This window comes from Nonomuraea sp. NPDC049504, from assembly GCF_040676845.1.
Lineage (GTDB): Bacteria > Actinomycetota > Actinomycetes > Streptosporangiales > Streptosporangiaceae > Nonomuraea > Nonomuraea salmonea.
This window is the reverse complement of the sequence record NZ_JBFAPT010000017.1, coordinates 117,035-140,772: the sequence shown is the minus strand read 5'-3', so window position 1 is coordinate 140,772 and position 23,738 is coordinate 117,035. Positions and strand designations below refer to the sequence as shown.

Annotated in this window: 23 protein-coding genes; 12 read left to right on the top strand and 11 right to left on the bottom strand. The window is 72.2% G+C overall.

The features are described 5' to 3' along the window. Nucleotides 1-30 precede the first annotated feature (30 nt). From AB0K28_RS29995 to AB0K28_RS29970, 6 genes are all read right to left on the bottom strand, one after another. Nucleotides 31-978, bottom strand: coding sequence for a DNA polymerase ligase N-terminal domain-containing protein (locus tag AB0K28_RS29995; protein ID WP_364376657.1), 948 nt, complete (start codon nt 976-978; stop codon nt 31-33). A gap of 55 nt (nt 979-1,033) precedes the next feature. After that, nucleotides 1,034-1,714: a FadR/GntR family transcriptional regulator gene (locus AB0K28_RS29990; protein ID WP_364376654.1), complete on the bottom strand. Its 681-nt coding sequence runs from the start codon at nt 1,712-1,714 to the stop codon at nt 1,034-1,036. 25 nt (nt 1,715-1,739) lie between these two features. After that, nucleotides 1,740-2,774, bottom strand: coding sequence for an MBL fold metallo-hydrolase (locus AB0K28_RS29985; RefSeq protein WP_364376651.1), 1,035 nt, complete (start codon nt 2,772-2,774; stop codon nt 1,740-1,742). A 61-nt stretch (nt 2,775-2,835) separates the two neighbouring features. After that, nucleotides 2,836-3,951 carry a steroid 3-ketoacyl-CoA thiolase gene (locus AB0K28_RS29980; RefSeq protein WP_364376648.1) on the bottom strand — a complete coding sequence of 372 codons (1,116 nt, stop codon included), beginning with the start codon at nt 3,949-3,951 and terminating at the stop codon, nt 2,836-2,838. Between the two features lie 42 nt (nt 3,952-3,993). Then, entirely contained in the window at nt 3,994-4,983 is a 990-nt protein-coding gene (locus AB0K28_RS29975; RefSeq protein WP_364376645.1) for a sigma-70 family RNA polymerase sigma factor, read from the bottom strand. A 61-nt stretch (nt 4,984-5,044) separates the two neighbouring features. Beyond that, nucleotides 5,045-5,641 (bottom strand): TetR family transcriptional regulator, encoded by a 597-nt coding sequence (locus AB0K28_RS29970; protein ID WP_364376837.1) that lies wholly within the window; start codon nt 5,639-5,641, stop codon nt 5,045-5,047. Nucleotides 5,642-5,882: 241 nt separating this feature from the next. Between AB0K28_RS29970 and AB0K28_RS29965 the strand changes: the two genes are divergently transcribed. From AB0K28_RS29965 to AB0K28_RS29940, 6 genes are read left to right on the top strand one after another with little or no spacing between them, the layout of a single operon-like run. Further along, nucleotides 5,883-7,559, top strand: a complete 1,677-nt coding sequence (locus AB0K28_RS29965; protein WP_364376642.1) for an AMP-binding protein — start codon at nt 5,883-5,885, stop codon at nt 7,557-7,559. A 2-nt stretch (nt 7,560-7,561) separates the two neighbouring features. After that, a complete protein-coding gene (locus AB0K28_RS29960) occupies nt 7,562-8,563 on the top strand; it encodes an acyl-CoA dehydrogenase family protein (RefSeq protein WP_364376639.1) in 1,002 nt (333 codons plus the stop codon). Beyond that, nucleotides 8,563-9,717 (top strand): acyl-CoA dehydrogenase family protein, encoded by a 1,155-nt coding sequence (locus AB0K28_RS29955; protein WP_364376636.1) that lies wholly within the window; start codon nt 8,563-8,565, stop codon nt 9,715-9,717. The genes AB0K28_RS29960 and AB0K28_RS29955 overlap by 1 nt, the downstream gene beginning before the upstream one ends. After that, nucleotides 9,714-10,619, top strand: a complete 906-nt coding sequence (locus AB0K28_RS29950) for an OB-fold domain-containing protein (RefSeq protein ID WP_364376633.1) — start codon at nt 9,714-9,716, stop codon at nt 10,617-10,619. Before AB0K28_RS29955 ends, AB0K28_RS29950 begins: the two co-directional genes overlap by 4 nt. Further along, nucleotides 10,616-11,002 (top strand): MaoC/PaaZ C-terminal domain-containing protein, encoded by a 387-nt coding sequence (locus tag AB0K28_RS29945; protein WP_364376630.1) that lies wholly within the window; start codon nt 10,616-10,618, stop codon nt 11,000-11,002. The genes AB0K28_RS29950 and AB0K28_RS29945 overlap by 4 nt, the downstream gene beginning before the upstream one ends. Beyond that, nucleotides 10,999-12,156: a lipid-transfer protein gene (locus AB0K28_RS29940; RefSeq protein ID WP_364376627.1), complete on the top strand. Its 1,158-nt coding sequence runs from the start codon at nt 10,999-11,001 to the stop codon at nt 12,154-12,156. The genes AB0K28_RS29945 and AB0K28_RS29940 overlap by 4 nt, the downstream gene beginning before the upstream one ends. Before the next feature lie 24 nt (nt 12,157-12,180). Here AB0K28_RS29940 and AB0K28_RS29935 read toward each other — a convergent pair whose 3' ends face one another. Beyond that, nucleotides 12,181-14,013, bottom strand: coding sequence for a hypothetical protein (locus AB0K28_RS29935; protein WP_364376624.1), 1,833 nt, complete (start codon nt 14,011-14,013; stop codon nt 12,181-12,183). Between the two features lie 313 nt (nt 14,014-14,326). Between AB0K28_RS29935 and AB0K28_RS29930 the strand changes: the two genes are divergently transcribed. The 5 genes from AB0K28_RS29930 (at nt 14,327) to AB0K28_RS29910 (ending at nt 18,268) form a co-directional block, all read left to right on the top strand. Then, a complete protein-coding gene (locus AB0K28_RS29930; protein ID WP_345389380.1) occupies nt 14,327-15,385 on the top strand; it encodes an ATP-binding cassette domain-containing protein in 1,059 nt (352 codons plus the stop codon). Continuing rightward, on the top strand, nt 15,378-16,058 hold the full coding sequence (locus AB0K28_RS29925; protein WP_345389378.1) for an ABC transporter permease subunit: 681 nt from the start codon (nt 15,378-15,380) through the stop codon (nt 16,056-16,058). Before AB0K28_RS29930 ends, AB0K28_RS29925 begins: the two co-directional genes overlap by 8 nt. Beyond that, a complete protein-coding gene (locus AB0K28_RS29920) occupies nt 16,055-16,747 on the top strand; it encodes an ABC transporter permease (protein WP_364376620.1) in 693 nt (230 codons plus the stop codon). The genes AB0K28_RS29925 and AB0K28_RS29920 overlap by 4 nt, the downstream gene beginning before the upstream one ends. A 38-nt stretch (nt 16,748-16,785) precedes the next feature. Further along, nucleotides 16,786-17,712 carry an ABC transporter substrate-binding protein gene (locus AB0K28_RS29915; protein ID WP_364376617.1) on the top strand — a complete coding sequence of 309 codons (927 nt, stop codon included), beginning with the start codon at nt 16,786-16,788 and terminating at the stop codon, nt 17,710-17,712. Nucleotides 17,713-17,809: 97 nt separating this feature from the next. Beyond that, nucleotides 17,810-18,268 (top strand): flavin reductase family protein, encoded by a 459-nt coding sequence (locus AB0K28_RS29910; RefSeq protein ID WP_345409381.1) that lies wholly within the window; start codon nt 17,810-17,812, stop codon nt 18,266-18,268. A 22-nt stretch (nt 18,269-18,290) separates the two neighbouring features. Here the strand turns inward: AB0K28_RS29910 and sppA are convergent, their stop codons facing one another. Together sppA and AB0K28_RS29900 are read right to left on the bottom strand one after the other, a co-directional pair. Continuing rightward, a complete protein-coding gene (gene sppA / locus AB0K28_RS29905) occupies nt 18,291-19,988 on the bottom strand; it encodes a signal peptide peptidase SppA (RefSeq protein WP_364376614.1) in 1,698 nt (565 codons plus the stop codon). Nucleotides 19,989-20,049: 61 nt separating this feature from the next. Further along, nucleotides 20,050-21,033, bottom strand: a complete 984-nt coding sequence (locus tag AB0K28_RS29900) for an NAD(P)-dependent alcohol dehydrogenase (protein ID WP_364376611.1) — start codon at nt 21,031-21,033, stop codon at nt 20,050-20,052. A 189-nt stretch (nt 21,034-21,222) separates the two neighbouring features. Between AB0K28_RS29900 and AB0K28_RS29895 the strand changes: the two genes are divergently transcribed. After that, nucleotides 21,223-21,912 carry a DUF2306 domain-containing protein gene (locus AB0K28_RS29895; RefSeq protein WP_345389372.1) on the top strand — a complete coding sequence of 230 codons (690 nt, stop codon included), beginning with the start codon at nt 21,223-21,225 and terminating at the stop codon, nt 21,910-21,912. Here AB0K28_RS29895 and AB0K28_RS29890 read toward each other — a convergent pair. Next, nucleotides 21,802-22,464 (bottom strand): response regulator transcription factor, encoded by a 663-nt coding sequence (locus AB0K28_RS29890; protein ID WP_345389370.1) that lies wholly within the window; start codon nt 22,462-22,464, stop codon nt 21,802-21,804. The genes AB0K28_RS29895 and AB0K28_RS29890 overlap by 111 nt on opposite strands. Then, entirely contained in the window at nt 22,461-23,660 is a 1,200-nt protein-coding gene (locus AB0K28_RS29885) for a histidine kinase (protein WP_364376607.1), read from the bottom strand. The genes AB0K28_RS29890 and AB0K28_RS29885 overlap by 4 nt, the downstream gene beginning before the upstream one ends. Between the last annotated feature and the right edge of the window lie 78 nt (nt 23,661-23,738).

Here is a 23,738-nt window from a genome sequence, read left to right as displayed (position 1 = left end):
TTCCGGCCAGGGCAAGGCGCGGGCTCTCGGTCAGGACTTCAGGAAGAGCCAGTGTTTCGACGGGCCCGGTTCGTACGGGGAGTCGAGGCGTTTGGCCACCACGCCTGGCAGGCCCTGGTCGCGGGCGGCCTGGCGGACCGGGGCCAGGTCGCCGGGCCACGATGGGGCGGTCTGCCAGTGGGCGCCGGTCAGATCGAGCGCCTCCAAAGCGGCGCGCCGCACGGTGTAGGGCTCGCCGGTGAGCGTGTGGCCGTCGTCGTACAGGAGGTCGTAGAAGACGAGCAGCTCCGCGCCGCCGAGCGTGACCAGCTCGCCGTCCAGCACCGCCGTGCGGCTGCCGAACGACTCGGCCAGCCCCCGCAGCCAGGGGTGCTCGCCGGCCGCCTCGGTACGCCCGCCGTCGATCGGCACGAGCAGCCGCCGCCCGCCCCAGGCGAACTCGAAGGCGTACGCCGAGACGTCCCTGGGCGGCCGGGAACGCGGGGTCGGCTCCATGGGGGCGAGGCCGGGGAACGGGTCGCGGACGGCCGAGCCCATCCGGTGGATCATCCAGTTCTTGCCCCGGGTACGGAACAGCACGAACCGGCCGGAGGCCCGCTCGCCGTTCAGCACGACCTTGACCTCGCGGTCCGACCACTTCTCGGTCTCGTACGTGCCGGTGTCCCAGACGGTCATGGAGCCGCCGCCGTACTCGCCCTTGGGGATCTCGCCGTGGAAGGTGAGGTACTCCATGGGATGGTCCTCGGTGTGCACGGCGAGATGGTTGGTGTCCGGGTCGGCGGGCAGCCCCTTGGGCACCGCCCACGAGACGAGCACGCCGTCGCGTTCGAGCCGCAGGTCCCAGTGCAGGGACCGGGCGTGGTGCTCCTGGATGACGAACGCGTTGCCGCCGGGGGTGCCGGAGGGGGCATCGGGGATGGGCTCAGGCGTGCGGCCGGGGGCGCGTTTGCTCCGATACTGCGTCAGTTTGTCGGGCACAGAACCGGTACTACCCGCTGCCACGCAGCCTGATCGCGGCTAATCCTCCGATGTGTCAGTCCATGTCCAGAGCTCGCCGCAGCCACGCCTCGACCCCCGCGACGTGCACGGTCGCCCACGAGCGTGCCACGTCGGCCTGACGGGAGGCGATGGCCTCGTAGATCGCGCTGTGCTGCTCGCGGGTCTTGTCCATCGCGCCCTCCTGGGTGAGGCCGCGCCAGATCCTGGCCCGGGTGGTCGGCCCCGACAGGCTCTCGATGAACGAGCACAGCACGCTGTTGCCCGAGCCCTGCGCGATGCGGTGGTGGAACTCGAGGTCGTTGGCCACCAGCTCCTCGACCGTCGGCCGCTCGGGCAGCTTGTCGAGGATCACCCGCAGCTCCGCGACGTCGGCGTCGGTCATCTGTTCTGCGGCCATCGCGGTGGCGGCCGGCTCGAGGATGCGCCGGACCTCGAAGAACTGCAGCACGGTGTCGTCGCGGTGCAGGTCGAGCACGAACGACATGGTGTCGAGCAGCAGCCGCGGCTCGAGGCTGGTGACGTACGTGCCGTCGCCCTGGCGTACGTCGAGGACGTTGATGAGCGACAGCGCCCTGACGGCCTCGCGCAGCGAGTTGCGTGAGAGGCCGAGCCGTTCGGCCAGGTCGGCCTCCTTGGGCAGGCGGTCTCCTGGCGCCAGCTCGCCGGAGACGATCATCTGCTTGATCTTGTCGATGGCCGCGTCGGTGACCGCCACGCTCTTCTCCCTAGACATCGGATGTCTAGGAGTCTAGAGCCTGGAAGCGGACCGGATCGACCCCCGCGTGGCGACGAACCTGACCGCGCGCCTCCAGCGTACGCAGATGGGCCGCGGCCTCACCGGCCGCCATGCCCCTCAGGACCGGGGGCAGTTCGTCCCACGGCCGCTTCCACGTCATCATCGCGGCGACCTCCCAGATGGTCAGCGGCTGCGCCTGCCTGGCCAGGAGGGCGCGCAGCCGTTCGAGTTTCTCCTCGTGATGGTGGCGGATCTCGGCAGCACGCGCCGCAACATCCGGAAATATCCACTCATGGGCGGGGAGAGCGTCGAGTGGGCCACTGGCCGCCGAGAGATCGCCGATCCGGTCCAGCGAGTTCAGGAAGTCGCTGAGCGGATCGACGTCGTCGCGATCGTACGGATAGATCCCGACGTGCGGGGTGATGTCGGGCAGGACGTGGTCACCGGTGAACAGCCGGTCCGCGTCCTCCAGATGCAGGCAGATGTGTCCTGGTGTGTGGCCGGGCGTGTGGAACGCCCGCAGCTTGCGGCCCGGCAGGTCCACCAGGTCGCCGTCCCGCAGCTCGCGGTCGGGCAGGGCGGGCGGCGCGGGCCTGGTGCCCATGACCTGCCGGGCCTCGCCGGGGTCGGCTCCCGCGCGGCGCAGCATGTCGCTCTGGAAGTCGTCGTGCTCGCCGGCCGCGTACTCGGTCATGAGCCTGACCAGCGCCGCGTCGTCCTCATGCATGGCGATCCAGCCGCCGGACGCCTCGCGCACCTGCCCGGCGAGCCCGGCGTGGTCGGGATGGAAATGGGTGACGACCACCCCGCTCACCGTGCTCACGTCGATGCCGAGCGCGGCCAGGCCGCCGGTGAGCGCGTCCCACGCGTCGGGGTGGTTCCAGCCGGCGTCGATCAGCACCGGGCCCCTGGGCGACTCGACCGCGTAGACGAGCGTGTAGCCGAGCGGGTTGCCGGGAATCGGCACCGGCACGCTCCACACGCCGCCGCCGAGATCCTGCGGACGCTGCTCAGCGTACGGTCTGCGCCTGGTCTTCATGTGCCCCCGATTCGTGGTGGTTCGTGGGTAAGAGCGCCTGCTGCGAGGCCCGGATACCCGTTCAGCCGATGCGTTCCAGGATGGTGGCGGTGGCCAGCGCGCCGCCCGCGCACATCGAGACGAGTGCGGTGCTGGAATCGGAGCGTTCGAGCTCGTGCAGCGCCGTGGTGATGAGCCGGGCGCCCGTCGCGCCCACGGGGTGGCCGAGCGCGATCGCGCCGCCGTTGACGTTGACCCGGTCGAAGTCGGGCTCGTGCACGCTCGCCCACGACAGCACAACCGACGCGAACGCCTCGTTCACCTCGAACCTGTCGATGTCGCCGGTCGTCATCCCGGCCGACGCGAGCGCCTTGGCCGTCGCCGCCACCGGCCCGTCGAGGTGGAAGTACGGCTCCGCCCCCACCAGCGCCTGCGCCAGGATACGGGCCCTGGGCTGCAGGCCGTGCCGCCGCGCCGCCGTCTCGCTCATCACCAGCACGGCCGCCGCGCCGTCGGAGATCTGCGAGGACGTGCCGGCCGTGTGCAGGCCGCCCTCCACCACCGGCCTCAGCGCGGCCAGCCCCTCGACGGTGGTCTCGCGCAGGCCCTGGTCCCTGCGGACGTCGCCGACCGGCACGATCTCCCGCTCGAACCGCCCGTCGGCCCACGCCTTGGCCGCCAGCCGCTGCGAACGCGCCCCGAACCAGTCGAGCCGCTCACGCGTCAGCCCGCGCCTTTCGGCGATGCGCTCGGCCGCCGTGAACTGGTCGGGCAGGTCGATGGTCCAGTCGTCGGGGCGCGGCTTGGCGGGGCGCACGTTGCTGCCCAGCGGCGCCCGGCTCATGACCTCGACGCCGCAGCCGACGCCCGCCTCGATCACGCCCGCGCCGATCAGCGCCGCCGCGAGGTGCACCGCCTGCTGCGACGAGCCGCACTGGGCGTCGACGGTGGTGACACCCGTCTGGTACGGCAGCCCGGCATAGAGCCAGGCGTGCCGCCCGACGTGGCCGCCCTGCTCGCCCGCCTGCGTCACGCAGCCGGTGAACACCTGCTCGACGATCGCCGGGTCGATGCCCGCCCGATCGACGAGCCCGTTCAGCGCCGTGGCCAGAACCTGTTGCGGTTTCAGCTCCGCCAGCCAGCCGGCCCGCTTGCCGATCGGTGTGCGTACGGCCTCGACGATCACGGGTGTGCCCATAGCCGCCTCCAGAATTAAGCTCTGGCGCGACTGTAACTGGTTCTACTTGGTTGCGGAACCCTCCCACTTCGGCGGCAGGCCGAACGTCTCGAACAGCTGCTCCTCGAAGAACATGCCGACGTGGCTGACCCGGTCGCCCGACAAGGTGAGCACCATGATGGCGAACTGGCCGTAGACGCCGTCCTTGCGGTGATAGACGGCGAACGCCGGCTGGCCGTTCGCCGCGACCGGGACCAGCCGCAGATCACCCGCGCGCTCTGCCGGGCACTGCGTCCTGGTGAGCTCGGCGATCGACTCGGGCCCTTGGTACCAGCCGGTGAACGGCGGCATCTCCCACACCGCGTCCTCGGTGAACAGGTGGACCAGGCCGTCGACGTCGTAGTTCTCGAACGCGGCGACGTAGCGGTCGAGCAGGTCGCGCTGCTCGGACGTCAGCGGCTCGACCGGGTCGTCGATGCTCGGCGCCACCTCGTCGAGCTGGGCGCGGGCCCGCTGCAGCAGGCTGTTGACCGCCGCCGTCGAGACCCCGACCGCCTCGGCCACCTCGGCGGCCTTCCACCTGAGCACGTCGCGCAGGACCAGCACCGCGCGCTGGCGGGGCGGGAGGTGCTGCAGCGCGGCGATCAGCGCGAGCCTGATGCTCTCGCGCGAGGTCACGATCGCGGCCGGGTCGTCGGCGCCGGCGCCCGTCAGGGCGTCGGGCGCGGGCTCCAGCCAGGGCACCTCGTCGTCGCGGGCGAGCGGCGCGGCGGCCTCTTGGCTGGGAGCGCCGAGCCCGGTCGGCAGGGGGCGCCTGGAACGGCTGTCGAGCGCCGTCAGGCACGTGGTGGTCGCGATGCGGTAGAGCCACGTGCGCAGGGACGAACGCCCCTCGAAGCCCTCGTACGCCTTCCACGCGCGCAGGTAGGTCTCCTGCACGAGATCTTCGGCGTCGTGCACCGAACCCATCATGCGATAGCAGTGCGCGAGCAGCTCGCGCCGCATGGGATCAGCCTGGCGGAGGAAGTCCTCGCTCGTCGGCTTGTCGGTCATACCCCCTTGTATAGCCCCCGCCACCGACAGAATCCCGCGAACACCTTTCCGGGGGTGCGGGTCAGATGTCGGCGAGGAGGCGGGTGGCGGCCGTTTCGATGCGGCGTTGGATCTGGTCGTACGTGCGGCGGCCGCGCAGCATCTCCAGCAGTTCCTGGACCCAGACGCTGGCCAGGGAGCCGGCCAGGTCGATCTGTTCCTCGCTCGCCTCCTGCAGGGTCAGGCCGTCGGCGGAGACGCGCAGCAGCAGGCCGGTCATGCGGTCGCCGAAGGGGGTCTGGACCTCGGCCATGATGAGGGAGCGGATGAGCGCGTCGGCCAGCTCGGGCTCGCGCATGAGCCCCCTGGTGGCCCGCATCAGCACGTCGACCGCGCGGCTGGCGGGGGTCGCGGCACCCGGCGGGCGCCGCTCGATGCTGCTCTCCAGCAGGTCGATCTCCTCGCCGACGACGGCGACGACGAGGTCCATCTTGGACGGAAAGTAGCGATAGAGCGTGCCAAGCGCCACGCCCGCGCGCTCGGCCACCGTCCGCATCTGCATGGCCTCGACACCGCCGCGTGAGGCCAGCGCCGCCGCGGCCTGGACGATGCGCTTGCGGCGTTGGTGCTGGCTGCGGGTGCGGACGCTGTGCCCGCCCGGGGTGGAACCGTTTTCCATGGTGCCCTCGGAGTCGCTGGGGGGCGCCGCGGGGGTGGCGTGCGTGGAACGCATGAGAACACGTTATCTGATTTCTTCTTGACGCGGCTTGTTACTCGCGGGTCACAAACCAGCCCTATAGGCCCATGTCTCCGGCGTTACACGGATATATCCGGCCTTATGTAGATAGGTGGCCGCTGGACAGACATTAGAATCTGTTCTAGTTTGCGAATCGGCTTACCTAGCGCTTGCTGGAGGAGCGATGACCGCGGACACGCTCGCCTCCCTGCTGACCGCACGCGCCCACGACGACCGCCCCGGGCTCGTGTTCGAGGACAGGGTGTGGACGTGGCGCGAGCACGTCATCGCCTGTCAGGAGGCCGCCGCCCGCCTGTCCGCGCACGGTCCCGGCACGCACGCCGGTGTGCTGAGTGAGAACGTTCCCGACCTGGTTTTCCTCATCGGCGGCGCGGCGCTGGCCGGCCACGTGGTGGTGGCGCTCAACCCCACCCGCCCGGCCCCGGAGCTGATCCGCGACGCCCGCGCCACCGACGTCACCTTGGTCCTGGCCGACACCCCCTTCACCAACCTGGCCACCGAGGTCTCCAGGGAACTGGGGGTGGAGTCCCGCCCGCTCGCCACGGGCGCGCATACGGGCTCGCCCTTCGCCCAGGGCTCGCCGCTCGCCCAGAACACGCCTCCGCACCCGCCCTCTGCCGACCATGAGCGGCCCGCCAGGCACGAGCGTGCTGACCCGCAGGGTGGCGAGCTGGTGATGCTGATCTTCACCTCGGGGACGTCGGGGCGGCCACGCGCTGTCCGGGTCACGCAGCGGAAGCTGGCTGTGCCCGGGGTCAGTCTGGCGGCCATGCTCGGCCCCGACGACGCCGTCTACTGCTCGATGCCGCTGTTCCACTCGGGGGCGCTCATGGCCGCTTACGCCCCGGCCGTCGCGTCGGGGGCGAGGCTGGTGTTGCGGCGGCGGTTCTCGGCGACGGGGCTGCTGCCCGACGTCAGACGGTACGGCGCCACGTACCTGCACTACGTCGGCAAGGCGCTCTCCTATGTGCTGGCCACCGAGGAGCGCCCCGACGACGCCGACAACCCGCTGCGGATCGCGTTCGGCAACGAGGGCAGCGCGGTGGCGACCAGGCGGTTCGGGGAGCGGTTCGGGTGCCGGGTCATCGACGCGTTCGGATCGACGGAGACGGCCATCTCGCTCACCCCCGACCCCACGGGCCCGCCGGGCTGCCTCGGCCGGTTGCCCGACGGCGTCCACATCCTCGACCCGTTCACCGGCCGCCCCTGCCCGCCCGCCAGGATCGAGGACGGCCGCCTGCTCAACGCGGAGGAAGCGGTCGGCGAGCTGGTGAACACGGCAGGGCTCGGGTTGTTCGACGGCTACTACAACGACCAGGAGGCGGACGCGGAACGGGTCAGGGACGGCGCGTTCTGGTCCGGCGACCTGGCCTACGCCGACGCGGACGGCCACGTCTTCTTCGCGGGAAGAGGCACGGAACGGCTGCGCGTGGACGGCGAGAACCTCGCGGTCGCGCCCATCGAGGCGGTGTTACGCGAGTTCGCCGGGGTGGTGGAGGCGGCGGTCTACCCGGTGCCCGACGCGGCGGCCGGGGATCAGGTGATGGCGGCGCTGGTGCTGGCGGGCGGCTTCGACCCGGAGGCGTTCGCGGCCTTCCTGGCCGGACGCGGTGACCTGGGCGTCAAGGCGCTGCCCCGCTACGTCCGCATCGCCCGCGAGCTGCCGCAGACGCCCTCGCACAAGGTCATCAAGCGGCACCTCGCCCGCGAGGCGTGGCGCACGGCCGACCCCGTCTGGTGGCGCACGCGGCACGGCTTCCGTCCGCTCACCGACGCGGACGTGGAGGGCATCGAGGACGACTTCGTACGGCACGGCAGGCGACACCTCTTGGAGACGTAGACGTGGATTTCAACCTGGACGAAACCCAGCGGGAGCTGAAGCAGCTGGCGGCCGATGTCCTGTCGATGGAGAGGTCGAAGGAAGGGTCGAAGGAAGGGGACGAGGAGCGGTTGTGGCAGGCCGGGCTGCTCAGCGTGTGCGTGCCCGAGGCGGCGGGCGGCGCGGGGCTCGGCCCGGTGGAGATGGCCGTGGTGCTGCGCGAGGTCGGCGCCCGCGCGGCCCCGGTGCCCGCCCTGCCGGTGCTCGCGGGCCAACTGCTGATGGCCCGGCACGCGGCCCCCGGCCGGCAGCCGCCGCCCGGCGCCCGGCTCACCCTCGCCCTGCGCGAGCCCGGCGTCCCCCTGGCCGAGCCGCCCCGCACCACCGCCCGCGAGGTGAGCGGCCGGTGGGAGGTCAGCGGGCGCAAGACGGGAGTGCTCCATCCGGACGGCGCCGGGGTGCTGGTGACGGCGGACGAGGGGCTGTTCCTGCTGGAGAGCCAGGCGGGCACGCCGGAGCACACCTCGACCGGCGAGCCGGCCGCCACGATCGTGCTGGACGCGACTCCGGCCGAGCGCGTGGCAGGGCCCGAGGGGGCGCGGGACGCCGTCCAGGTGTTCATGGCCGCCGTCGCCGCCCAGGCGAGCGGGGTGCTGGCGGGGGCGCTGGAGCTGACGACCGGCTACATCAAGCAGCGCAGGCAGTTCGGGCGGGCGCTGGCCGAGTTCCAGGCCGTGACGATGCAGATCGCCGACGTCTACATCGCGGGCCGGGCGCTCGACGTCGCGATGTGGTCGGCGGCCTGGCGGCTGGCCGAGGGGCTGCCGGCCGAGCAGGACCTGGCGCTGGCGGCGTACCAGGTGGGGGAGGCGGTCGAGGCGCTCTACACCTGCCAGCACCTGCACGGCGGGCTCGGACTCGACGTCACCTACCCGCTGCACCGCTACTTCGCCCAGGCCAAGCACCTGTCCCACCTGCTCGGCGGCGCCGACGCCCAGCTCGACCTGATCGGAGCGCTCGTCTGATGCTCATCGACCTGACCCCCGAGCAGCGCAGGCTCCGCGACGAGCTGCGCGAGTACTTCGGTTCCTGCCTGACCGCCGAGGACCGGGCCAAGATCGCCGATGATCCGTTCGGCGAGGCGTACATGGAGCACTGCCGCCTGCTCGGCAGGGACGGCAAGCTCGGCCTCGGCTGGCCCAAGGAGTACGGAGGAGGCGGCTACGGCCCCCTGGAGCAGCAGATCTTCGCCAACGAGATCGCCCGCGCGGGAGTGCCGTACCCGATCATCACCGTGCAGACGGTGGGCCCCACGCTCATGCAGTACGGCACCCAGCGGCAGAGGGAGTTCTTCCTGCCCCGCATCCTGGCCGGCGAGTGCCACTTCGCGATCGGCTACAGCGAGCCCGAGGCGGGCACCGACCTGGCCGCGCTGCGGACGACGGCGGTGCTGGACGGCGACCACTACGTCGTCAACGGCCAGAAGATCTTCACCAGCGGCGCGCACTACGCCCAGTACATCTGGCTCGCCGCCCGCACGAACCCGACGGCCAAGCGGCACAAGGGCATCACGATGATGATCGCCGCCACCGACGACCCCGGCTTCTCGTGGACGCCGATCGTCACCATGGACGGCCGCCACCACACCAACGCCACCTATTACTCCGACGTGCGCGTGCCGGTGGACATGGTGGTGGGCGAGGTGGACCGCGGCTGGGACCTCATCGTCAACCAGCTCAACCACGAGCGGGTCACGCTCGGCCCGGCGGGCAACATCGGGCAGACCTACGACAGGTTCCTGGCCTGGGCGCGGCGCACGGGGCTGGACGCCGAGCCGGGCGTGCGGCGGGCGCTGGCCGCGGTGTGGGCCGCGTTCCGTACGAACGAGCTGCTCAACTGGCAGGTCGCGGCCAACATGGACCTCGGCTGGCTGGGCGCGCCGGACGCGTCCGCGACCAAGATCTACGCCTCCGAGCGCATGCAGGAGGTCGGCAGGATCGTGGGGGACGTGCTGGCGAGGTACGGCGACCCGGCCGACCCCGAGACGGCCGAGCTGATCGAGCGCACCGACCACGCGACCAAGGGGGCGGTGGTGCTGACCTTCGGCGGCGGGGTGAACGAGGTGCAGCGGGAGCTGATCGCCATGCTCGGCCTGAGCCTGCCGAGGCCGCCTCGATGAGCGCGGTACTCGGCGACGAGGAGCTGCACGAGCTGGCCGCCAAGCAGGCGGCGCTCGGCGAGGTGCGCGGCACGCCGGCCGACGACCCCGTCAACGTCCCCATGATCCGGCACTGGCTGACCGCCATGGGCGACACGAACCCCGTCTACCTCGACCGCGGCCTGGCCCCGCCCGCGATGGCGCAGGTGTGGACCATGCGCGGGCCGGGCGGCAGGGACCGCTCGCCGGTCGACGACCTGCTGGCCGCGCTCGACCGCGCCGGCTACACGGGCGTGGTGGCGACGAACTGCGAGCAGACCTACCACCGCTACGTACGGGTGGGCGAGCGGCTCACCCCCACCACCCGGCTGTCGGGGCTCGCCGGGCCGAAGCGCACGGCACTGGGCACCGGCTACTTCACCACCTGGAACGTCACCTGGTACACCGACGAGGACGAGCCGGTCGCCACGATGATGTTCCGCGTACTCAAGTTCCGCCCCCCGGACAGGGAACAGGCCGAGGAGCGCAAGCCGTACCCGCTGCGGCCGGCCGTGAACGAGGACACCGCGTTCTTCTGGGAGGGCGCGAAGCAGGGCGAGCTGCGCATTCAGGCGTGCGCCGACTGTGGGGAGCGGCGCCACCCGCCGGGCCCGCTCTGCCCGCGCTGCCGCTCCGCCAACCGGGGCCACACGGTGGCGAGCGGTGAGGGCGTGCTGTTCAGCTACGTCGTGCACCACCATCCGCCGGTGCCGGGACGGGAGACGCCGTTCGTGGTGGGGGTGGTGGAGCTGCCGGAGGGCGTACGGGTCGTGGGCGACGTCGTGGGCTGCCCGCCCGGGGACGTGGAGGTCGGGATGCGGTTACGGGTGCGGTTCGACGCGATGGACGCCGAGCTGGTGCTGCCGAGATGGGAGCCCGCATGATCGGGACGACGCTGCCCGAGCTGACGATCGAGCTCACGCCGACCATGGTGATCTCGACGGCGCTCGCCACGATGGACTTCACACCCGTCCACCACGACACGGCGCTGGCCCGCGCCCAGGGCTCGAAGGACATCTTCCTCAACATCCTGACCACGATGGGCCTGGTCGAGCGGTACGTCACCGACTGGGCGGGACCCGGAGCGGTGATCAAGGCCATCGACGTACGGCTCGGCGTGCCGGCGTACGCGGGGGACCGGCTGACCTTCAGCGGCACGGTCGTCGAGGGCGCGGACGGCGCGCCGGCCGTGCGGGTGCGCGGCCGGGTGAGCCTCGGCGACCACGCCACCGCGACCGTCACGTTCCTCCAGGGGGAGAGCCAGTGAACACCGCCATCGCGGGCATCGGCGCCACCGAGTTCAGCAAGCGGTCGGGACGTTCCGAGCTGCGCCTGGCCGCCGAGGCCGTGCTGGCGGCGCTGGACGACGCGGGCCTGTCGCCCTCCGACGTGGACGGCCTGGTCACCTTCACCCAGGACAGCAACCAGGAGATCGCCGTGGCCAGGGAGACCGGCATCGGCGAGCTGACCTTCTTCTCCCGCGTCGAGTACGGCGGTGGCGCGGCCTGCGGCACGGTCGCGCACGCGGCCATGGCGGTGGCGACGGGCATGGCGAGCACGGTGGTCTGCTACCGGGCCTTCAACGAGCGTTCAGGACGCCGGTTCGGGCAGCCCAACTCGGGGCTGAGCGGGCAGCCCACCTCGCAAGGGCTGGAGATGAGCTGGCACGTGCCGTACGGGCTGATGACGCCCGCCGCCTGGGTCGCCATGTTCGCCCGCCGCTACCAGCACGTGTACGGCGCCACCTCCGAGGACTTCGGCCGGGTGGCGGTGGCCATGCGCCGGCACGCCGCCACGAACCCGGCCGCCTGGTTCCACGGCCGGCCGATCACCTTGGAGGAGCACCAGGCGTCCCGGTGGATCGTGGAGCCGCTGCACCTGCTCGACTGCTGCCAGGAGAGCGACGGCGCGGTGGCCCTGGTCGTCACCTCGGCCGAGCGGGCCCGCGACCTGCGCAGGTCGCCCGTCCTGATCGCGGCCGCCGCGCAGGGGGCCGGGGCCGAGCAGATGATGATGACCAGCTACTACCGCGATGACATGACCGGGCTGCCCGAGATGTCCGTCGTCGGGCGCCAGTTGTGGGCGAAGTCGGGGCTGTCGCCGGCCGACGTCCAGACGGCCATCCTGTACGACCACTTCACCCCGTTCGTGCTGACCCAGCTGGAGGAGCTGGGCTTCTGCGGGCGCGGCGAGGCGGCGGGCTTCGTGCGGGACGAGGGCATCGAGCTGGACGGGCGGCTGCCGGTCAACCCGCATGGAGGGCAGCTCGGGGAGGCGTACATCCACGGCATGAACGGCATCGCCGAGGCCGTCCGCCAGATCAGGGGGACGGCCGCCAACCAGGTGCCGAACGTCGCCAACGTCCTCGTCACCGCCGGGACAGGGGTGCCGACGAGCGGGCTGATCCTGTCCGGCGGCTGACCGCCCCTGACCGTCCTGGGGCGGTCAGGGGTTGACGAAGACCGGCATGGAGAAGAAGACGATCATCGCGATCGCCACGCACAGCAGGAAGCCGACCACTTCCCACACCCAGTCGTAGTGGCGGTTCTTGCGGCGGCGCTGCTTCTGCGGGCGCGGGGTCACCTCGGGCCGGCGCTTGGTGACGGGACGGGCGCGTACGGGACGCGGCGCGATCAGCGACGCCTCCTGCCACCCCGCCTCCAGCCCGACCTCCCGCCCGGCCCGCTGCCCGGCCTCCCAGCCGGTCTCCCGCGCGGCCTGCCGCCCGCCCCGCCGCTCGGCCCCGCGAAGAGCGTCCTGCCCGAGTTCCCGCGCGGATTCCTGCCCGAGTTCCTGCGCGGATTCCTGCGCGGATTCCTGCGCGGTCCTGGTCTTCTGGCCGCTGCTCCACGGGGTCTCGCGGGCGGGCTGGGCCGAGGGCTCAGGGGTGGCGGGGCGCTCGGGCAGGCGGTAGACGGGCTCGCTCGCGGGCTTGCCCTTGGCCGGCCTGTCCGGGGCCTTGCCGCCGGTCGCGCGGTGGCCCGGCTTGCCCGTCCCGCCGGACTTCTGGGGCCGTTCGGACGGGCGGGAGCGCGGCTTGAACAGCGGCGCGGCGGGCTCGCGGAGCGGCTCGTCCGTCAGAGCCGCCCCTGAAGGCATCTCGGGCAGGCGGCGGAACTCCTCCGGCGTGGGCTGCGGCTCCAGCGACGGCTGGCGCCGGTCGCCCCGAGGCGGCGGGACCGGCCGGGCAGGACCCTTGTGGAGGAGGACGTCACCCGTCATGTACGGATCGGGCGCGTCCTTCGGCAGGATCACGTCACCCGTCGCGAACGGGTCGGCCGCGTGGGGCTCGGGCTCGGCCAGGTAGAACGGCCGCTCGACCGGCTGCCCGCCCGACGTACCGGACCAGGCGAGGACGTCGCCGGCGTCGCGCGGATCACGCGCGGACCCGCCGAGCGGACCTCGGCCGGCCCGCGGGTCCTTGAAGGCGCGGGTCGAGCCGAGCGGGTCGCGCAGCGGCACGCCGGGATCGAGCACGTCGCCCGGCGGCCTGAGCGGATCGCGCAGCTTCGGCATCGGCGCCGTGGTGGCGTCGTGCTCGGGCCGGTGCGATGTCGCGGGCGGCGTCAGCAGCTCGGCCGGGAAGATCACCGTGCTGGTGGCCGGGTCGGCGTCGGCCAGCGGCTGCGGCCAGACGGGCGGGCTCGGCCAGCGCGGCTTGGTGAACAGCGGGCCGGGCGCGGCGGGGCGCGAGCCGGCGAAGTGGATGCGCAGCGCACCTGGCGGCTGCGGCCACGGCAGGCGGCCCAGCACGTCGGGCAGCGGCGCGACCCGCAGGGCGCCGTACACGTCGGCGATCGGCTTGGGCAGCCGTGCCCCGGTGGAGGCGAGCGCGGTGCCCAATGCCTGCCTGAGCTGGTGTCCCGCTCCGACCGCCAGCTCTTCGGCGGTGTCGGGCGCGACGTCGAGCACCCAGGCCAGCTCGGCCTTGCTGAGCCCGCACACCGCGCACAGCACGAGCACCTCGCGCTGGTGCGGGCGCAGCTCGCGCAGGGAACGCTCGACGAGCGCGGTGGCCGGGTCGATGAGCGGGTCGACGGTGGGGGGAGAGTAGACGATGTCCCTGCGGTGGATCTCGCGGCGCGCGAACGCGTAGAGCGCGGCACGCGGCGGAGCGGTGGCCGGGACGCCGTTGAGCACGGACGCCAGGACGTCGGACGCCGCGCCGAGATCCCCGAGCTGGTCGGCGCAGTACGCGAACAGCCCGGCGGCGTGGCGGTCGTAGAGCTCTGCGATCAGTTCGGCGCGCTGGCGCTGATCGGTGAGCGGCTGAGACACGTGGCCGGTCCCTTGCTGGATGCGGACGCTGGGGGGTGAGAGGCGCGTCAGGAGGTTGTGAGCTGATGCGTCAGGATGCGTGAGGGTAATCATGCCAACTGGCGTGGTCCGGCGCACTACCAGATGCGGAATTGCCAGGAATATCCGGTCTTTACGCAGGTTTTCTGTGATGCGGCAAGTGAAGCGTTTCAGGAAAACCCGGGAGGACAGGCCGGTCAGAGTCACCGTAGTCTGTGGGTCCAGCAGATCATGCGGCGGTCGTGGCACGGGGGCTGCGGCGCTGCCTCCCGAAGCCCGAAGCGAGAGTTCGCGCGTGATCACATTCGAATCCGTCACCAAACGCTATGCCGATGGCACGGTAGCCGTCGATCACCTCGACCTAGAGGCGCCCACGGGCGAGATCACCGTGCTCGTCGGCCCGTCTGGCTGCGGAAAGACGACGTCCCTGCGCATGATCAACCGGATGATCGACGCCTCGGAGGGCCGCATCCTCCTCGACGGCGTCCCGGTGCAGGGCATCGACCCGCCGACGCTGCGGCGCGGCATCGGCTACGTCATCCAGCAGGCCGGTCTCTTCCCCCACCGCAAGATCGTGGACAACGTCGCGACCGTCCCCTACCTGCTCGGCTGGGACCGCAAGAAGGCCCGCTCCCGGGCCATGGAACTGCTCGAACGCGTCGGGCTCGACCCCGCGCTGAGCCAGCGCTACCCGTTCCAGCTCTCCGGCGGGCAGCAGCAGCGCGTGGGCGTGGCGCGGGCGCTGGCCGCCGACCCGCCGGTGCTGCTCATGGACGAGCCGTTCAGCGCGGTCGACCCCATCGTCCGTACGAGCCTGCAGGACGAGCTGCTGCGGCTGCAGAGCGAGCTGAACAAGACGATCGTGTTCGTCACCCACGACATCGACGAGGCCATCAAGCTCGGCGACCGGGTGGCGGTGCTGCGGGTGGGCGGCAAGCTGGCCCAGCTCGCCGACCCCAAGACGCTGCTCGCCGCGCCGGCCGACGACTTCGTCCAGGAGTTCCTCGGCCACGACAGGGGCATCAGGCGGCTGCAGTTCGTCTCCACCGAAGGGCTGCGGCTGCGTACGGACCTGACCGTGCCCGAAGACTCGACGGCGGCGTCACCCGAGCCCTGGCTGCTGGTCGTGACCGGCGACGGCTCGCCGGTGGGCTGGCGCACCGGCGAGCCGGGCGGCGAGCTGGAGCCGTTCGGCACCTTCCGGCACGGCCACGACAGCATGCGCACCGCGCTCGACGCCGCGCTGCTGTCGCCGTCCGGCTACGCGGTGGCGCTCGACGCCGACGGCAAGGTGGCCGGCGTGGCCACCCGGCAGGCGCTCGACGAGGCGCTGGCGGAGGCCGCAGATGGGTGACGGTCCTCCCTCCCTGTGGGAGTGGATCGGGCGCAACTGGGACACCGGCCGGGTCGACAGCATCAGCAACCTGCTCACCGACCACCTCGTGATGTCGTTCATGCCGATCCTGCTCGCGCTGGTCGTGGCGCTGCCGCTGGGCCTGGCCTGCGCGCGCTGGCGCTGGCTCTACCAGCCCACCTCCGGGCTGATGAACGTCGTCTACGCGCTGCCTTCGCTGCCGGTCTTCATGCTGCTGATCTCGGTGACCGGGCTGTCGCAGACCACGGTGATCATCCCGCTGGCCTTCTACGGCACGGCGGTGCTCATCCCCGCCGTGGTCGACGGCCTCGACTCGGTGCCCGACCACGTCCGCCAGTCGGCCGTGGCCATGGGCTTCACGCCGCTGCGCCGGCTGCTGGCGGTCGAGCTGCCCATCGCGGTGCCCGTGGTGCTGGCCGGCCTGCGGGTGGTCGCGGTCTCCAGCATCAGCCTGGTCAGCGTGGGCGCGCTCATCGGGCAGGGCGGGCTCGGGGGCCTGTTCACCCGGGCCTACCAGAACCCGTTCATGCCGCCGGTCATCACCGGCATCGTGCTCATCGTCGCGCTGGCGCTGGTCGCCGACGGCCTGCTGGTCCTCGCCCAGCGACTGCTGACCCCCTGGGTGCGCGCACGGAAGGGGACCGCGTCGTGACCTGGCTGACCTCCTTCTTCGGCTGGCTCGGCGACTTCTTCGGCGACCCGGCCAACTGGTCGGGCACCGGCGGCATCCCCGCCCGCCTGCTCGAACACCTGGAGTTCTCGGCGCTCGCGCTGCTGCTCGCGGCGGTGATCGCGGTGCCGCTCGGCCTGCTGATCGGCCACACCGGGCGGGGCGAGGTGCTCGTCGTCGTCACCGCGAACCTGGCCAGGGCGCTGCCCACGCTGGGGCTGCTGGTGATGTTCGTGCTGCTGCTGGGCACCGCCTCCATCTGGCCGGTGATCATCCCGCTGGTCCTGCTGTCGGTGCCGCCGATCCTGGTCAACACCTTCGAGGGGATCAAGGGGGTCGATCCCGAGCTGCGCGACGCCGCGTACGGGATGGGGCTGCGCGGCGGGCAGGTGCTCGGGCGGGTGCTGGTGCCGGTGGCGCTGCCGCTGATCCTGCTGGGCTGCCGGTTGTCGGCCATCCAGGTCGTGGCCACCACGACGGTCGCGGCGTACACCGGGCTCGGGGGACTCGGCCGTTATGTCATCGACGGTTTCGCGACCAAGGATTACGCGAGCGTCGTCGGTGGTTCCGTACTGATTGTGCTGTTCGCGCTCGTTGTGCAGGTGCTGTTCGCTCTCGCCCAGAGAGTGGCGGTCTCTCCGGGGGTGAGCCGGCGCCTGAAGGTTCGCTAGGTTTTGCTGTATAACCTCCCGCTAAGAAGGGAAAAGTCATGAGACGCACGTACGGCATCGCGGGGGTGCTCCTGTCGGCGATGCTCGCGCTGACCGCCTGCGGTGGGGGTGGCTCCACCGGGGGCAACCCGCTCGACACGACGAGCGCGGCCCCCTCCGGCTCGGCTTCCGGCGGGGGAGGCAAGGCGATCGTCGGCTCCTTCGACTTCGACGAGAGCGTGCTGCTCGCCTCCATCTACGCCCAGGCGCTTGAGGCCAAGGGCGTGCAGGTGGAGGAGAAGCCGCGCATCGGCAGCCGCGAGGTCGTCTACGACCAGGTCAAGAGCGGCGGCCTGACGATCGTCCCCGAGTACAACGGCAACCTGCTCGCCTTCGTCGACATCAAGGACACCTCGGTGACCACCGACGAGGTGAACGCGGCGCTCAAGCAGAAGCTGCCGGCCGAGCTCGAAGTGCTCGACTCCTCGCCCGCCGAGGACAAGGACAGCCTCTCGGTCACCAAGGACACCCAGGCCAAGCAGTCGCTCACCACCATCGAAGACCTCGCCAAGGTCTCGAAGGACATGGTGCTGGGGGCTCCGCCCGAGTTCAAGAAGCGCTGGGAGTCGCGCTTCAAGGAGGTCTACGGGCTGGAGTTCAAGGAGTGGAAGCCGACCGGCCCCACCACGGCCGACGCGCTCAAGGACGGCTCCATCCAGGTCGGCAACGTCTTCACCACCGACCCCAAGATGACGACGAACGACCTGGTGCCGCTCGAGGACACCAAGAACATCTTCGCCGCCCAGAACGTGACCCCGCTGCTGCACAAGGCGTCCGCCGACGACACGATCAAGACCACCCTGAACGGCATCTCGGCCAAGCTGACCACCGACTCGCTGCTGCAGATGATGCAGAAGATCTCGGTCAACAAGGACGAGCCCGCTACGGTGGCCAAGGAATGGCTGACCGGCAACGGCCTCGCCTGAGCGCCGTCACTCACGTCAGGGGCCTCCGCACGCGCGGAGGCCCGGCCAGTTGCTCGCCGGGGCGGGCGGCGCGGTGAGCGAGCTGTTCACGGAGGCGATGGCGCAGCTCGCGGCCGGCGTGGCGGTGGTGACCGCGCGCGACGGGCGCGACGACATCGGCACGACCGTGTCGGCGCTGATGTCGGTCTCGCTGGAGCCGCCGCTGGTGCTGGTGAGCCTGGCCAGCCGCGGCTACCTCAACGAGGTGCTGCTGCGGCAGGACCGCTGGGCCGCCTCGCTGCTGTCGTCCGGGCAGGCGGCCGTCGCCAGCCGCTTCGCCACCGCGGGCCGGCCGAGCGCCCGCCTGCTCGTCGCCGGCACCCCGCACCACCGGGGACCGCACACCGAGGCGCTGGTCGTCGAGGGCGGGGTGGCCGCCGTCGAGGCCGAGACCACCAAGGTCGTCGCGGCCGGCGACCACACGATCTTCATCGCCGCCGTCCTCGCCGTCGACTACGTCGACGCCGCCAAGCAGCCGCTGGTACGCCTGCGCGGCCGCTACCGCTCCACCGGCTGAGAGCCTGCCTTGAGGGACCGCATCAGCTGATCCGGTACCACGAGGGCAGGAGGAGCGGGCCGCCGGCGGGCAGGCCCAGCTCGGCCGAGAGGCGCGCGAGCGGCCCCCACGCGTCGAGCCGGATCCTGGCCAGGGCCGCCGACTTGTCCTCGCTGGACTCGGGCCCGCGCAGCCGTTCGAGCGGGTTGAGCCGGGGATAGGTGCGTACGGGAGCGTCGTCGGCCAGCCCCGTGCGCTTCCTGGCCAGCGCCAGCGCGTCCTCGAGGCCGCCCAGCTCGTCCACCAGCCCGTTGGCGTGCGCGTCGGCGCCCGTCCAGACGCGGCCCTTGGCCAGCTCGTGCGCCCGCTCGGGGCTGAGGTCGCGGCTGCGCGCCACCTTGCCCACGAAGTCGTCGTAGATGCGGTCGAGCCAGGCGTTCACCCGCTCCCACTGCTCGGGCGAGAAGCCGCGCGAGGAGGAGAACATCCCGGCGTTGGCCCCCTCGGCCAGCAGCTCGGAGTTGACCCCGATCTTCTCCAGCAGCTCGGCCAGCACCGCCTTGCCGCCGTAGACGCCGATCGAGCCGGTCAGCGTGCCCGGCTGCGCCACGATCACGTCGGCGGCCATCGACACGAAGTAGCCGCCCGAGGCCGCCACGTCGCCCATCGACACGATCACCGGCTTGACCTTGCTCGTCAGCGTGACCTCGCGCCAGACGGTGTCGCTGGCCACGTAGGAGCCGCCGGGGCTGTCGACCCGGAACACCACGGCCTTGACGTGCTCGTCCCGCCGGGCGGCGCGCAGCGAGGCGCTGATCGTGTCGGAGCCCATCGCGCCGCCGCCGCCGAGCGGGCTGCGTCCGCTGCGGCCGCTCTTGATCATGCCGGTGCCGTGGACGAGCGCGATGCCGTCGGCCATGGGCTGGGGCAGCTTGCGTACGGAGGCGCCCTTGGCGTAGCGGGAGACGTACAGGAGGTGGGCGTCCTCGCCGGCGGCGCGCTTGAGCTCGTCGTAGACCTCGTCGCGGTAGGCCAGCCCGTCGACCAGCCCCGCCTCCTTCGCCTCGGCGGAGGTGAACGGCCCGCGGTCGATCAGCTCGCGCACCTTGCCGGGGTCGAGCCGGCGGCCGTCGGCGATGCCCGCGACGACCGTCTCGGTCACCGACTCCAGGATGCGGGCCGCCGACTCGCGGTGGGCCTCGGTCATGTGGTCCTGGGTGAAGGTGTTGACCGCCGTCTTGTACTCGTGCCGCTGGCCGGCCTCGTAGCCGATGCCGAGCTTGGTCAGCGCGCCCTTGACGAACCGCTGCTCCATGGCGAGGCCGGTCAGCCCGACGTCGCCGCTCGGCTGCAGGTAGAGGCGCTCGAACGCGGTGGCGAGGTAGTAGGGGACGGTGCCGCCGCCGAACTCGCCGAACGTCTCCGCGTACGCGACCGTCAGCTTGCCCGACGCCCGGAACCTGATCACCGCCTGGCGCAGCTCCTGCACCATGGCGAGGCCCAGCGGGTTGCCGCCGACCTTCACGACCAGCGCCCTGACCTTCGGATCCTGGCGGGCCCGCTTGAGCCCGGACAGGATGTCGGCCAGGCGCGGCTTGCGCATCGACAGCACCGCGGCGAGCGGATCGGACGGCGGGCCCTCGGTGAGGCCCTCGGTCAGATCGAGCTCCAGCACCAGCGGGGCCGTACGCCGCTGGCGGAGCTTGCCGACGGTTTCGAAGATCGCCTTGCCTGCGTCCATAGAAGCCACCCTAAGCGACACAATTCGAAATGCGGCCTTGCCGGACGAGGGGTTCCCCGGCTCACATCGTGAGGACGACCTTGCCGGTCGCGTGCCCCTCCTCCTGGTAGCGCATCGCGGGCCGCAGCTCGTCGAACGCGTACGTGCTGTCGATCACCGGCCGCACCTTGCCGTCCTCCATGAGCCCGGCCAGCTCGTCCAGGTTGCGGCGGATGTCGGGGCAGCCGACGACGTTCGCCACGACGGCCCGCTGCGAGACCAAGGCCGACGCCGCGATCGTCCCGATGAGCTGCCCCATCGGCTGCACCCACCGCCCCGGCGAGCCGCCGATGAGCACGCACACGCCCTTGGGCCGCAGCACCCGCCGGCACTCGCGGAACTTCCTGTTGCCCGCGATGAAGAGCAGGGAGTCGTACGGCCGGCCGCCCCTGGTGAAGTCCTCCTTGGCGTAGTCGATCACCTCGTCGGCGCCGAGCGTGCGCATCAGGTCCGCGTTCCTGCCGCCGCACACGGCCGTGACGTGCGCCCCGTACGCCTTGGCGAGCTGCACCGCGAACGTGCCCACCCCGCCCGACGCGCCGTTCACCAGCATCCGGTGCCCTGGCCTGACCTTGGCGTGGTCGCGGATCGCGAGCAGTGCCGTCATGGCGGCCAGCGGCACGGCCGCCGCCTCCGCGAACGACAGGTGGTGCGGCTTGCGCGCGACCTTGTCCGCGGAGATGGTGACGTACTCGGCGAACCCGCCGCCTTCGGGCATCGACCACACCTCGTCGCCCGGCGCGAACTCCGTCACCCCCTCGCCGGCCGCGACCACGACGCCGGAGACGTCCGCGCCCAGGACGCTGAGATGCGGCCGGCGCAGGCCGAGCGGGCCCACCAGGCGGGCCATCAGCGGCTCGCCGCGCATCAGGTGCCAGTCCCAGGGCTGGACGGACGCGGCCTTGACCTGGACCAGGACCTCGCCCGGGCCGGGGGCTGGGCGGTCGAGGTCGGTGAGATCGAGCACGTCGGGGGAGCCGTACCGGCGGAGGACCCAGGCCTTCATCGCGCATCTCCTTCTGCTGGTTCGCTGCGCTGACGGCCTCAGTGTGAGCGCGGGAGCAGGGGCGGCGTAACGGCCGTAAGCGGGACCGTCCGGCAGCCGAAAGTACGACGTGCGAGCCCGCCGGACGGCCCCAGGGAACGGACCCCTGGACCGATGCCCCGGTGTGGTCCGCGCGGTCACCATCGCAGCATGAGAACTCCAGGTGGATGGGCGGTGCCCGCCGGGCTGATCGCGTTGGGGCTCGTGCCCGTGGTGGCCGGGGTGCTGCGGGTGGGCGACCTGCCGGGGGAGGCGGCGCACGGGGTGCCGCTCGCGCTGCACGTCACGGCCTCGCCGCTCTACACCGTGCTCGGCGCCTTCCAGTTCGCGTCGGGGTTCCGCCGGCGCAGGCGCGGGTGGCATCGGGCGGCCGGGCGGGTGCTGGTCGTGGCGGGGCTCGTGGCAGCGCTGTCGGCGGTGTGGATGACGCTGTTCGCGCCGCTCCCGCCGCGCGACGCGGGCCTGCTCACCGCGTTCCGGCTGGTGTTCGGGACGCTCATGGCGGTCGCGCTCGTCCGCGGCTTCGCCGCCGTCCGGCGCAGGGACGTCCGCCGGCACCGCGCCTGGATGACCCGCGCGTACGCGATCGGCCTCGGCGCCGGCACGCAGGCGTTCACCCTGGGGATCTGGGAGGCGGCGGCGGGCCCGCCGGACGCCTTCGCCCGCGCCCTGCTCCAGGCCGCCGGCTGGGTGATCAACCTGGCCGTCGCCGAGTGGGGGATCCGCAGGTCAGCGCCGCACCCGGCGGGTCTCGTACGCCCACATGGCGATCTCCACCCGGTTGCGGAGCCCGAGCTTGGTCATCAGGCTGGCGACGTGACTCTTGACCGTGCTGAGTGAGATGTGCAGCTCGTCGGCGATCTCGCTGTTCGTCCGCCCGCGTGCCACGGTGAGCAGGATCTCCTCCTCCCGCTCGGTCAGCGGCTCGACCGGCTGCGCGAGCGGCTGGGCGGGCCCCGTGCCGGCGAACGCGGACAGCAGCCTCGCCGTGACGTTCGGGGCGATGAGCGCGTCGCCGGCCGCGGCCGCGCGTACGGCCTGGGCCAGCAGGTCGGGCCCGGCGTCCTTGAGCAGGAATCCGCGGGCGCCGGCCCTGAGCGCCGCGTAGACGTACTCGTCCAGGTCGAACGTCGTGATGACGACCACCGCGAGGGGGTCGGCCACGTCGGGCCCGGCCAGCCGCGCCGTCGCCTCGATGCCGTCGCAGCTCGGCATGCGGATGTCGAACAGGCACACCTCCGGCCGCAGCCGCCTGGCCAGCTCGACCGCCCGCGCGCCGTCCCCGGCCTCGGCGATCACCTCGATGCCGGGCTGCGCGTCGAGGATCATCCGCAGCCCCGTACGCGCGATCTCCTGGTCGTCCGCGACGATCACCCGAATGGGCTCGCTCACGCCTGTCCTCCCGCCCACCGCTCCGTCCGGCTCGCGGCCGGTCGCCTGCCGAGCTCCGCCTGAGGTCCTGAGCGCGGCAGCACGGCGGTGACCGTCCAGCCGCGGCCCGGGTTGGGTCCCGCCTCGCAGGTGCCGCCCAGCAGGTCGGCGCGCTCCGCCATGCCGAGCAGGCCGTACCCGGACGAGATCACGGGACGGCCGGCGGTGCTGTCGCCGTCGTCGCTGACCTTCACCCGCACCGACGTGTCGTCCACCGTCACCCGCACGTCGATCCTGGTGGCGTGCCTGGCGTGGCGGCGGGCGTTCGTGACGGACTCCTGGGCGATCCGGTAGACCGCCGCGCCCACCGACGGCGGCACGCCGCCGAGGTCGCCGTCGATCTCCAGCACCACGACGGGCCCGGTGCCGGACGGCCGTCCCGCGAGCTGTTCGAGGTCGGCGAGGCGCGCGTTGGGCGTCCGCTCGGCGACCTGGTCCCTGCGCAGCACCCGCACCATGGCGCGCATCTCGGCGAGCGTGCGCGACGCCTCGGCCTCGATCACCCGCAGCGCGTCAACGGCCGCTCCCGGATCAGTGGTGGCGGTCGCGATGCCCGCCTGCGCCCTGATCGCCATCGCCGAGACGTGGTGGGCCACGGTGTCGTGCAGGTCGCGGGCCAGTTGCTCGCGTTCGAGCAGCTTGACCTGGTCGAGCTCGCGCATCCTGGCCCGGGTGAGGAAGCGGAAGGTCGCGCCCAGCGCGAACACCGCGAACACGGCGCTGAACGCCCCGAGCACGTCGCCCGGCGCGATGACCCCGGAGACGGTGGCGGTGAGCACCGCGAGCACCATCAGCCCGAGCGCGGCCAGGGCCTCACGCCCGCTGCCCCAGCGGGCGGGCGCGTGGAGCAGGAGCAGCACGTACGCCGACGCGGTCAGCTCCGACAGGTCGGCCCCGGTGGTGAGCTGGATCAGGCCCGTCAGCACGATGGGCACGGCCAGGGCGAGCAGCGGATGGGTGCGCCGCATCAGCAGGGTGGGCAGCAGCGCCAGCGCGAAGATCATGGACAGCGGGCGGTGCTGCAGGTCGTCCCTGAGCAGGCCCTCCAGCACGATGGCCGGCACGAGCAGGCCCACCAGCACCCAGTCGTGCCACACCCGGCACGGGGGATCGGGCGGGCGGGGCTCGCTCCAGATGGAGCGTAAGAAGCCGGGCACGTGCACATCGTACGTTCCCGCGCGCCGCCGGGGGGTCTCAGCCCCCGGCGGCGAGGTGACGGCGCCGGTCGTCGCCGG